Origin of the sequence: Natronomonas salina, assembly GCF_013391105.1 — an archaeon.
GTDB lineage: Archaea > Halobacteriota > Halobacteria > Halobacteriales > Haloarculaceae > Natronomonas > Natronomonas salina.
Genome location: NZ_CP058335.1, coordinates 65,900 through 75,401 on the forward strand (window position 1 = coordinate 65,900; position 9,502 = coordinate 75,401).

At 69.9% G+C, this 9,502-nt stretch carries 11 protein-coding genes and 2 pseudogenes; 5 read left to right on the top strand and 8 right to left on the bottom strand.

Annotation, left to right across the window (positions count from 1 at the left end; genetic code table 11):
• Nucleotides 1–31 precede the first annotated feature (31 nt).
• Nucleotides 32–772: a sterol carrier protein gene (locus tag HWV07_RS00370; protein WP_178332389.1), complete on the top strand. Its 741-nt coding sequence runs from the start codon at nucleotides 32–34 to the stop codon at nucleotides 770–772.
• A gap of 39 nt (nucleotides 773–811) precedes the next feature.
• On the opposite strand, the gene HWV07_RS00375 is transcribed toward HWV07_RS00370, so the two are convergent.
• Nucleotides 812–1,024: a hypothetical protein gene (locus tag HWV07_RS00375; protein WP_178332390.1), complete on the bottom strand. Its 213-nt coding sequence runs from the start codon at nucleotides 1,022–1,024 to the stop codon at nucleotides 812–814.
• 84 nt (nucleotides 1,025–1,108) lie between these two features.
• On the opposite strand from HWV07_RS00375, the gene HWV07_RS00380 reads away from it, so the two are divergent.
• Nucleotides 1,109–1,771 (top strand): helix-turn-helix domain-containing protein, encoded by a 663-nt coding sequence (locus HWV07_RS00380; protein WP_178332391.1) that lies wholly within the window; start codon nucleotides 1,109–1,111, stop codon nucleotides 1,769–1,771.
• Here the strand turns inward: HWV07_RS00380 and HWV07_RS00385 are convergent, their stop codons facing one another.
• Nucleotides 1,772–2,236 carry an RNA-binding protein gene (locus HWV07_RS00385; protein ID WP_178332392.1) on the bottom strand — a complete coding sequence of 155 codons (465 nt, stop codon included), beginning with the start codon at nucleotides 2,234–2,236 and terminating at the stop codon, nucleotides 1,772–1,774.
• 4 nt (nucleotides 2,237–2,240) lie between these two features.
• Nucleotides 2,241–2,433: pseudogene (locus HWV07_RS00390) on the bottom strand (DUF1918 domain-containing protein).
• 148 nt (nucleotides 2,434–2,581) lie between these two features.
• Here HWV07_RS00390 and HWV07_RS00395 point away from each other — a divergent pair.
• Nucleotides 2,582–3,149, top strand: a pseudogene (locus tag HWV07_RS00395) (NUDIX hydrolase).
• Here HWV07_RS00395 and HWV07_RS00400 read toward each other — a convergent pair.
• Together HWV07_RS00400 and HWV07_RS00405 are read right to left on the bottom strand one after the other, a co-directional pair.
• Nucleotides 3,150–3,818, bottom strand: a complete 669-nt coding sequence (locus HWV07_RS00400) for a 2-phosphosulfolactate phosphatase (protein ID WP_178332393.1) — start codon at nucleotides 3,816–3,818, stop codon at nucleotides 3,150–3,152.
• A gap of 7 nt (nucleotides 3,819–3,825) precedes the next feature.
• On the bottom strand, nucleotides 3,826–4,884 hold the full coding sequence (locus HWV07_RS00405; RefSeq protein WP_178332394.1) for a phosphotransferase family protein: 1,059 nt from the start codon (nucleotides 4,882–4,884) through the stop codon (nucleotides 3,826–3,828).
• 93 nt (nucleotides 4,885–4,977) lie between these two features.
• Here HWV07_RS00405 and HWV07_RS00410 point away from each other — a divergent pair, with 93 nt between their 5' ends.
• Nucleotides 4,978–6,222 carry an acyl-CoA dehydrogenase family protein gene (locus HWV07_RS00410; RefSeq protein WP_178335950.1) on the top strand — a complete coding sequence of 415 codons (1,245 nt, stop codon included), beginning with the start codon at nucleotides 4,978–4,980 and terminating at the stop codon, nucleotides 6,220–6,222.
• A gap of 3 nt (nucleotides 6,223–6,225) precedes the next feature.
• On the opposite strand, the gene HWV07_RS00415 is transcribed toward HWV07_RS00410, so the two are convergent.
• The 3 genes from HWV07_RS00415 to pyrB form a co-directional block, all read right to left on the bottom strand.
• Nucleotides 6,226–7,092 carry a hypothetical protein gene (locus HWV07_RS00415; RefSeq protein ID WP_178332395.1) on the bottom strand — a complete coding sequence of 289 codons (867 nt, stop codon included), beginning with the start codon at nucleotides 7,090–7,092 and terminating at the stop codon, nucleotides 6,226–6,228.
• A gap of 231 nt (nucleotides 7,093–7,323) precedes the next feature.
• Nucleotides 7,324–7,791 carry an aspartate carbamoyltransferase regulatory subunit gene (pyrI, locus tag HWV07_RS00420; protein ID WP_178332396.1) on the bottom strand — a complete coding sequence of 156 codons (468 nt, stop codon included), beginning with the start codon at nucleotides 7,789–7,791 and terminating at the stop codon, nucleotides 7,324–7,326.
• Complete coding sequence (gene pyrB, locus HWV07_RS00425; protein WP_178332397.1) at nucleotides 7,788–8,690, bottom strand: aspartate carbamoyltransferase; 903 nt, start codon at nucleotides 8,688–8,690, stop codon at nucleotides 7,788–7,790. Before pyrB ends, pyrI begins: the two co-directional genes overlap by 4 nt.
• A 179-nt stretch (nucleotides 8,691–8,869) precedes the next feature.
• Here pyrB and HWV07_RS00430 point away from each other — a divergent pair, with 179 nt between their 5' ends.
• Nucleotides 8,870–9,496 carry an RAD55 family ATPase gene (locus HWV07_RS00430; RefSeq protein WP_178332398.1) on the top strand — a complete coding sequence of 209 codons (627 nt, stop codon included), beginning with the start codon at nucleotides 8,870–8,872 and terminating at the stop codon, nucleotides 9,494–9,496.
• Nucleotides 9,497–9,502: the final 6 nt, after the last annotated feature.

Consider the following 9,502-nt stretch of genomic DNA (forward strand, 5'->3'; position numbering starts at 1 on the left):
CGGCGGTCGGTCCTCCGGCCCGATAGCAGCCATGACGATGGACAGGAACGAGCGAGGTGACGCGGCCGACGGTGGCGGGCAGTACTTCCCGACGGAGGGGTGGCTGGAGGCGTACGGTCGACTGCTCGACGAGAGCGAGGCCTTCTCGGAGTTCGGCGAGGGCTGGGGCGACGGCTTCGACGGCGACGTGTGCTACGTCGTCGAGGACCTGCCGCTCGCGGAGACGAGGCTCGGCGACCTGCCGGTGGGCGTCCTCTCCGACCTCCCGGAACACGTCCGGGAGCGGGTCGCGGAGGTCCCTCTCGCCGAGGCCCCGGAGACGTTCGCGCCCATCCGCGAGGGGTTGCCCGCCTCGGTCGAGGAGAAGCTCGACCAGCTCGAGACCTACGTCCACGATGACGCGGTGTACGCGCGGATCGGCCTGGAGGACGGCGCCTGCACCGGCGTCGAGGTCCTCGACGACCCCGACGCCGCGGACGTCGGCTTCGTGCTCAGGGGCGAATACGGGACCTGGCGCTCCGTCGTCGACGGGCGCCCCTCGACGGCGGCCGTCCTGACCGGGGAGCTGGCGTTCGAGGGGAGCACCGTCCGGCGGGTGCAGTACGCTCCCATGTTCCAGCTCCTGGGCGAACTCGCCGCCGAGGTCGAGACCGTCCACCTCTTCGAGGGACGCGCGTCGTCGACGCCGGTCCTCGACACCGCCGTGAGGGGCCACGCGCGGGTCCAGCGGCAGACCCGCCGACACCTGAAACGGACGTTCGACCTGTTCTGACCGGCCGGGCCGACCCGGAGCCGCTCCGGAGCGGTCGAGCTACGACCTCGTCTCCTCGCCCTCGCATCGACGCAGGAACGCCCGGAGGAACGTCCCTCGGTCGACCTCGCCGGCGCCGGCCGCCACCTCGTCGGCGCGGACCACCACCGCCGGGGCGTTCAGGTGGTCGTCGGTGTCGACGGCGTACTCCCGGAGGGCGTCGGGGAGGCGGTCGGACTTGGGCGGCTGTCGCGCCACGGCGTCGCTCGACATACGCGGGGATTCGGGCGCGAATCCGGTCTGAATGTCGCCGAAGGACCTAGGGAATTTATACCCAGCAGGTCACCAGCATCGACGATGAAGTCGATGCGCTGTACCCTCCGGTTCGAGGAGTCGGCGATGCACCCGGTCCACCGCCGCATCGCCGAGGACGACGCCTTCGTCCGCGACCAGCTCCTCTTCGGCCACCGGTCGGAGGCGGGCCCCGACACGATGCTGTTCTACGCCGAGGGGGACTGCGAGGCGTTCGCCGACGCCCTGGCGGCCACCGACCGCATCGTCGACCACGAGGTGAGGCCGCTGGACGAGTCGTCCTGCTACGCGTACGTCCGCGAGGACATGTCGGAGTTCGACGTCCGGCTGCAGGAGGCCTTCGAGGGGCCGGGGCTGCTCGTGGTGCCGCCGGTCGAGTTCCGCAGCGACGGCACCGCCCGGCTGACCGTCGTGGGCGAACCGGCGGCGCTGCAGGCGGCCCTCGAGGACGTCCCCGCCGAGGCCAGCGTGGACGTCGAGCGGATCGGCGAGTACGACGGGTCGCCGCCCGGGACCGGCGCCGACCTCACCGACCGGCAGCGCGAGGCCGCGGCCGCGGCGCTCGAGGTGGGGTACTACGACGTGCCGCGGTCCGGGTCGCTGGAGGCGGTCGCCGACGAACTGGGCTGTGCGCCGGGCACGGCGTCGGAACACCTCAGGAAAGCCGAACGGGCCGCGCTGGCAGCGGCGGTAGACCCGGAGCCCTGACTACGCGTCGGCGTCGCGGTCGGCGCCCGGCGTCTCGTCGGCCAGCCCCGCGAGTGCCTCCTCGGCGGTCTCGAGGGCTCGCTCCTTCTTGGCAGGGTAGGCCTCGACCTTCCCGCGGAGCATGAGCCCGGAGCCGAGTTCGACGTCGCCGTGGAAGGCTGCCTGCTTGTCGAGCTGGATGTAGAAGGCGCAGTTCTCGTCGATGCGGTCCTCGAGTTCGTCCATCAGGCCCGCGAAGTTCTCGAGGCCGGCGAGCGTCGAGAGGACGTACCGGACCTCGTCGGCCCGCTCGAGGCGGACGGAGAGCACGAGGATGCGGTCGCCGTGGTGGCCCTCCGTCACCTCGCGTTCGATCTCGGTGTCCTCGGGGAGGAACGTCCGCAGCGCCGCCTCCACCCGCTTCTCGTCCTCCGTGGCGTAGCAGAACGTCCGGAGGTCGACGTAGTGGAAGGGGACGCTGCTCATCCGCTCACTCCTCGTCTTCGTCGGCAGCGTCCAGGGCGTCCTCGGGGGATGCCGGCCTCCTGGCCCTCCTCGAACTGGACGATGTAGGTGTTGTCGCCGAACATGGTCTCGGAGACCTGCGTCACCTCGCCGACCTCGCCGTCGTACTCGCTGTGCTTGTCGTTGAAGACAACGGTGTCTCCCTTCTCGAATGCCATATCCGCGCTTCTCGCCGCCGGGGAAAAAGCCCGTCGCTTCCCCGTTCGAACGCTTTTTGCAGCCGCCGGTCGAACGGACGGATATGACCCCGACCTCCACCAACGCCCTGGATCGACCGCCGACCGACGCGACGGAGCGGGGGCGGCCATGACCGCGGTCGACGGGCTCTGGTACCTCGCCGACGAGGCCGCCCAGCGCGCCGCGCAGGCCTACCACCGGACGGCCGACGTCCACGGCGACGCCCCCCTGGAACGGACCTACGAGAAGTACGTCTCCCGGGGCCGCTTCCGGACGCTCGCCGAGCGCATCCAGTGCAGCGGCGCCCCCTACGGCGCCCATACGCTCGTCTACCGGGACGGCGGCGACCTCCTCCTGGTCCGCCACGAGGGCGTCGACATGTGGGTGCTCCCCCGGCGGCGGCGTCGACGGCTCGGAGTCCTACCGCGAGGCCGCCGAACGCGAACTCGGCGAGGAGGCCGGCATCGCCGCCGACTACGAGGGGCTTGCGATGCTCAACCGCGTCGAGATCACCTGCGGGAGCTGCGAGACCTGGGGCGTCCTCCCGGTGTTCTGCGCCCGCGCCGAGACGACCGACCCGTCCGTCGCGGATCCGGACGACGAGATCAGCAGCGCCCGCTGGTTCGACCCGACGGCGCTCCCCGAGGACACTCGGGACCGCGAGGACGTACTGGCCGCCGCGCGGGCGGTGGCGTAGTCACTCCGCGACGAGCACGCCGTCGCGGAGCCGCGGGACCGTCTCCGAGGAGTCGAACGCCAGGAGGTCCTCGACCTCGTTCTCGAAGCCGAGGTCGCAGAGCCACGCCGCGGTGCCGCAGTTCTCGATGTCGTCGGCGAGCCGCGACCGGACGTCGTCGGTGCACTCCCCGCGGAGGTGCGATTCGATCAGTTCCACGCCCGCGAGGTCCTCTGCGACTGGCTCGCCCCGACGCCCCGCGGCGACGAGCCACGCCTCGCGGTCGCGCCCGGCGAGGGTCTCCGCCACAGCGCGGGCGTTGACGGTGCTGCCGACGAAGATGGAGCGGTCGTGGCCGATGCGGTCCATCGCGCGCGTCCCGTTGGAGGTGAGGATGCCGACGGGTTCGCCGTCGAGGTCGCGCTGGCGGACCAGCGACGGCAGCGGCGACCCGTCGAACCCCTCGACGGGCTGGCCGTGCTCCTCGCCGACGAGGACGGCGCCCGTCTCCGCCTTGAACGCCAGCGCGCGGTCGACGTCCGCGAACGGCCGGACGTACTCTGCGCCGGCCTCCAGCAGGCGGACGATGCTCGTCGAGGAGATGATGACGTCGACGACGACGAAGTCGGCGTCCTCGGGCAGCGGCTCGGGGAGGTCCTCCAGTCGGTCGACGGTCCGGAGGTCGGTCATCGGCGGCTCACAGCGGCTGCTCGCCTTCCATTATCTCGACGGCCTGCTCGGCCAGCGCCGGGACGCCGTCCTCCATCATCGCGTAGAAGGTGCTGTCGCTGTTGCCCATCAGGTAGCGCGCGTAGAACATCTCGCCGAGGGCGGCCATCTTGTACACGGCGAGCACGCGGTAGAACCGCTGGTTCGTCACCTCGACGCCGGTGGCCTCCTCGTAGCGCTCGATCAGCTCCGCGCGGGAGTGGTAGTCGTCGTTCGCCAGGAACACCGGCGCGACGGTCTGCATGATGGTCGGGATGGAGTCCGACCGGTCGGGCCAGAAGAACAGCAGCCAGCCGAGGTCGCAGAGGGGGTCGCCGAGCGTCGACATCTCCCAGTCGAGGACGCCGGTGAGCTCCGGCGGCGTCCCCGGTCCGAAGACGACGTTGTCGAGCTTGTAGTCGCCGTGGACGAGCGCGTAGGCGTGCTCGTCGGGGGCGTTCTCGGCGAGCCAGTCGCCGACCTCGCGGAGCTGCGGCACCTCCCGCCGCTCGGTCGTCTCCTCGAAGGCCCACTCGATCTGGTCGGTCCAGCGCTCGACCTGTCGCTGGGTGAACCCCTCGGGGTTGCCGAAGTCGCCCAGCCCCACCGCCTCGTGGTCGACGGTGTGGATGGCGGCGAGCGTGTCGACCATCTCCGCGCCGATAGCGCGGCGGTGGTCGGGCGTCCCGAAGCGGTCCGGCTCACTGAACCGGAGGACGTCTCCGGGGAGCCGCGCCATCACGTAGAACTCACAGCCCATCACGTCGGTGTCCTCGCAGGCGGCAATCGTCTCGGGTACCGGCACGTCGGTCCCCTGGAGGGCGTCGACGACGCGGTACTCGCGCATGACGTCGTGGGCGGTGTCGGCGGTTTCGCCCGGCGGCGGCCGCCGCACGACGAGGTCGCGGTCGCCCCACTCGACGAACAGCGTCTCGTTGGAGAACCCCTGGTCGTGGCGCTCTACGTCGAAGGAGTCGGCCTCGTCGAGGTACCCGGCGAGGAACTCCCGCAGGCGCTCGGGGTCGACGAGGTCGGATTCGCTCGGCATGGCGTGGACGCCGGCGGCCGCGAGGTAAAGGCTTGCACCTTCTTTGCGTGGCACTATTTTTAAACGACTCCCGGGCGGCTCGACGGCATGGACATCGGCTACCAGGACTCCGAGCGCGCCCGCGAGGTCGCGGAGCGCACCCGGGAGTTCGTCGACGACGTCGTCCTGCCGAAGGAGCGGGAACTGCTCGGCCAGCGCGACGAGCGCGACGCCGCCGATCGGCAGGAGGAGGCCCGCGATATCATCGACGACCTCCGCGAGGAGGCCAGAGACCGCGAGGTCTACGGCCCCCAGATTCCGGAGGAGTACGGCGGGCTGGGGATGGCGTTCGACGACCTGCTGCCCGTCTTCGAGGAGGCCGGGAGGAGCATCCTCGCGATGCGGGCCCTGCAGGTCGCCGCGCCCGACGAGGGGAACATCCACGTCCTCGACGCCGCCGGCACCGAGGCGCAGAAGGAGGAGTATCTCCGGCCGCTGGCGAACGCCGAGGTGAACTCCGGGTTCTCGATGACGGAGCCGATGGACGGCTCCGGGTCGGACCCCAAGCAGATCCGCACCACCGCCGAGAAGGACGGCGACGAGTGGGTCATCGACGGTCACAAGTGGTGGACCACGCAGGGCAGCGACGCCGACTTCCTCATCGTCGTCGCCCGGACCGACCAGGAGGCCCACCCCTACACCGGCACCTCGCTGTTCGTCGTCGACGCAGACGCCGACGGCGTCGAGATCGTCCGGGACGTCCCGCACATGGGCGAGGCCGGGCTGGCCCACTCCGAGATATTCTACGACGGCGTCCGCGTCCCCGAGGAGAACCTGCTGGGCACCGAGAACGCCGGCTTCGCCATCGCCCAGCAGCGACTCGGCCCCGCCCGCCTCACCCACTGCATGCGGTTCGTCGGGATGGCCGACCGCTCGCTCGACGTCGCGAAGGCCTACATGGACGAGCGGAACGCCTTCGGCGACCCGCTGATCGAGAAGCAGGCGCTGCGGTTCGATATCGCCGACGCGGAGACGCGGCTCCACGCCATCCGGTCGATGGTCCGCCACGCCGCCCGGCAGATCGCTGCCGGCGAGCAGGCCCGCACCGAGGTCGCGATGACGAAGGTGTTCGCCGCCGAGACCGTCCAGGAGGTCATCGACGACTGCGTGCAGATATGCGGCGGCAACGGCATCGGGAAGGACCTCCCGCTGGCGGACTTCTACGAGAACGTCCGCTGCTTCCGCATCATCGACGGCGCCGACGAGGTCCACAAGCGCTCCATCGCGCGGTCGGCGCTCGACGACGCGGAGATCGTCCCCGAGGAGATCGAACACGTCACCCGCTTCGGCGAGCGCTGAACCTCACCACTCGACGCCGTCGCGCGCGTCGGCGTCCATCCGCCGGAGGGCCGCCCGGGCGTTCGAGGCGTCGTAGCCGAACAGCACGGACTCGCCGTACTCGCCGGCCACCTCGGCGGCGTGGATGAGGTCGTCGACGTCGACCTCCACGGCGTACAGCTCGATGCTGACGGGCGTCTCCAGGCGGTCGACGAAGCCACTGGCGATGGACTCCAGCCAGTAGGTCGTTCCGTAATGGGTGTCGTACAGCGGGACGACGAACTCGTCGACGTACGGCTCGACGGCGTCGAGGTCGATGCCGGCCCGCTCGTAGAGGTGGCCCTCGTAGGGGTCGGGGTAGAGCGTCATGTACGTCTGCCCCGGGATGCGGTCGGCGGCGTCGGCGACGAACTCCGTGATGACGTCCGCGCGCCACTCGTGGCGGTCGTCGACCGTGGTCTCCTCGGGCGGCGGACCCTCGCCGTCCTCGTGGCGGGCGTCGACCCAGGCCTCGAAGCGCTCGTTGCACCGCTCGCAGTAGCAGTACTCGGGCCGGGGGAAGCCGACGTCGTCGAGGCGGACGTCGGGGTTGACCGCGGCGCAGTCCTCGACGATCTCCAGGAGACCGGCGCGGTAGTCGTCGTGGGTCGGGCAGACGTACGCCCAGTCGAAGTAGGTGCTGTCGCGGGTCGCCCGCTGGCCCTCCGGGTCGACGGGGACGAGGTCGGGGTCGGACTCGGCGGCGGCGTTGTCGCCGAAGCAGGAGACCATGCTCACCGCCGACTCGAGGGGTTCGGCGGAGCGGCCGGAGACGTCCTTGACCTCGTAGAAGGCGCGGTCGAACTCCGGCCACCGCGTCTCCTCCTCGTTCCGCGTCACGACGCCGTACATACCTGGGGTCGTCGCTCGCGGTGGGTAAGTCGTTCGGAAGAGTGGTCGGGAGGCGATACGGCCGGGCGTCCGGGTCTGGTTATCGCTTCCGTGCGTACAGCAGGACTGCGGTGGCGACGAGGACCAGAGCGAGGGTCTTCTTCGACATGCGGTGCCACTGTATGACGGGCACTACCATAGGTTTTCTCCCCGTTCCGGCGGAATCGTTTTGCGTTCGGCCTCGCCGGGAGTTCAGGCAACGCTGATGTGTGCGGCCAGCGACTCGCGGATGATGGTGTCGCAGTAGGCGCAGCGGACGCCGTCGTCGAGTACCTCGAAGCGCGATTCGACGGGTTCGTCGCCCGTCGAGATGCAGTTCGCGTTCGGACAGGAGAGGACGCCGGAGACCTCGGTCGGCCGCGAGACGCGGTGCTTCTCTACGACGTCGAAGTCCCGGACGATGTTGATGGTCGCGGCGGGCGCGATGAGCGAGAGCACGTCCACCTCGTTCTGGCTGAGCTCCCGGCCCTCGACCTTCACGATGTCCTTGCGGCCGAGCCGGTCGGAGGGAACGTTCATCCCGACGGAGACCTCCTCGCCGGAGGCGCCGTCGATGCCGAGGATGGCGAGGACGTTCAGCGCCTGCCCGCCCGCGATGTGGTCGATGACGGTGCCGTTCTCGATCTTGGAGACGCGGAGTTCGGTGTCGGTGTCTGTCATAGCATCTCGTCCAGCAGGGCCATCCGTACCGGGACGCCGTTGTGTGCCTGTTCGAAGTAGGTCGCGTGGGTCGTCTCGTCGACGTCCGGCGCGATCTCGTCGACCCGCGGCAGCGGGTGCATCACCGTCAGGTCCTCCTTCGCCCGCTCCAGCAGTTCGGCGTCGATGCGGTACTCGCCGGCGACCTGGCGGTACTCGTTCTCGTCGGGGAACCGCTCGCGCTGGATGCGGGTGACGTAGAGGACGTCCAGCGTCTCGAGGACGTCCTCGATCTCGGTGTGCTCGCGGACCTGCGCGCCGGCCTCGTGGAGGTCGTAGCGGACGCTCCGGGGCAGCCGCAGGCTCTCCGGGCTGATGAAGTGCTGGCTGGCGTCGAAGTTCGTCAGCGCGTGGGCCAGCGAGTGGACCGTCCGGCCGTACTTCAGGTCGCCCATGATCCCCACCGTGAGGTCATCGAAGCCCGCGTTCTCGCGGATGGTGTAGAGGTCGAGCAGGGTCTGGGTGGGGTGCTGGCCGGCCCCGTCGCCGGCGTTGATGATGGGGACGTCGACGAACTCGCTGGCGAGTTTCGCCGACCCCTCGGAGGGGTGGCGCAGCACCATCGCGTCGACGTACCCCTCGATGACGCGGGCGGTGTCCGCGAGGCTCTCGCCCTTCTTGACGGACGAGGAGTCGACGCTCCCCATGTCGATGGTGTCGCCTCCGAGGCGCTTCATCGCGGTGTCGAACGACATCTTCGTCCGCGTGCTCGGTTCGAAGAAGCACAGCCCGAGCAGCGCGCCGTCGCGCGCGTCGGCGACCGCGCCTGGGTCGTCGGCGATCTCGGCGGCCCGGTCGAGCACCGCCTCGATGTCGCCACGCGACAACTGTTTGGCGCTGATGAGGTGGTCGTGGCGCATTACCGGTACCCCGGAACGCACGCTCTTGAATCTCCCGACCGCCCCCGGGTTCGCGAATCGCTCCCGCGGGAGGGGCTACCGTCGTCACGCCGGCCTTCGTGCCCCGAATCCGGTCTCGGTGGCACCGGCTGCGTTTGCCAGAAAGTTTAATCACCTGGACAACAAACGGGTGGTCAGCGATGAGTGGGCGCCTCAACACCGGGATCGACGTGCTCGACCGCAAGCTCGAGGGCGGCATCCCCGGTGGCAGCATCGTGGCGCTCACGGCACAGCCCGCGAGCCAGGCAGAACTGTTCCTCTACGAGCTGACGGCCACCCGCGGCACGCTCTACATCTCGCTTGACCGGACGGGCGACTCCGTCTCGAACAGCATCGCCTCCGCGCCGACGCGGACCGGCGACCCCACCGTCCGCGACGTCACCGGGGACGCGCCGCTGGACAACGCCTCGAAGCTCGTCTCGGCGCTCCCCGAGGAGTCGAACCTCATCATCGACCCCGCGGACGTCCTGGAGCGACAGGAACCGACGCGGTACCGCAACTTCCTCAACGAGCTCCAGAACCACATCTACAACACGGACGGTCTCGCCATCCTCCACTGCCTCGACGGCCAGAACGTCCCGGAGATGCGGGACACCACCGAGCACATGGCCGACATCGTCTTCCAGCTGGAGACGACGGTCAAGGGCGACCGCATCGAGAACCGGCTGGCCGTCCCGAAGTTCCGCGGCGGCCAGGCGCTCACCGACATCATCAAGCTCGAACTGGCCGACGAAGTCGAGATCGACACCAGCCGGGACATTGCCTGATCGCCT

Bases quoted from the DNA above. Each gene is read 5' to 3' on its own strand.
- HWV07_RS00370 (WP_178332389.1), top strand. From the start codon at position 32: ATGACGATGGACAGGAACGAGCGAGGTGACGCGGCCGACGGTGGCGGG.
- HWV07_RS00375 (WP_178332390.1), bottom strand. From the start codon at position 1,024: ATGTCGAGCGACGCCGTGGCGCGACAGCCGCCCAAGTCCGACCGCCTC.
- HWV07_RS00380 (WP_178332391.1), top strand. From the start codon at position 1,109: ATGAAGTCGATGCGCTGTACCCTCCGGTTCGAGGAGTCGGCGATGCAC.
- HWV07_RS00385 (WP_178332392.1), bottom strand. From the start codon at position 2,236: ATGAGCAGCGTCCCCTTCCACTACGTCGACCTCCGGACGTTCTGCTAC.
- HWV07_RS00400 (WP_178332393.1), bottom strand. From the start codon at position 3,818: ATGACCGACCTCCGGACCGTCGACCGACTGGAGGACCTCCCCGAGCCG.
- HWV07_RS00405 (WP_178332394.1), bottom strand. From the start codon at position 4,884: ATGCCGAGCGAATCCGACCTCGTCGACCCCGAGCGCCTGCGGGAGTTC.
- HWV07_RS00415 (WP_178332395.1), bottom strand. From the start codon at position 7,092: ATGTACGGCGTCGTGACGCGGAACGAGGAGGAGACGCGGTGGCCGGAG.
- pyrI (WP_178332396.1), bottom strand. From the start codon at position 7,791: ATGACAGACACCGACACCGAACTCCGCGTCTCCAAGATCGAGAACGGC.
- pyrB (WP_178332397.1), bottom strand. From the start codon at position 8,690: ATGCGCCACGACCACCTCATCAGCGCCAAACAGTTGTCGCGTGGCGAC.
- HWV07_RS00430 (WP_178332398.1), top strand. From the start codon at position 8,870: ATGAGTGGGCGCCTCAACACCGGGATCGACGTGCTCGACCGCAAGCTC.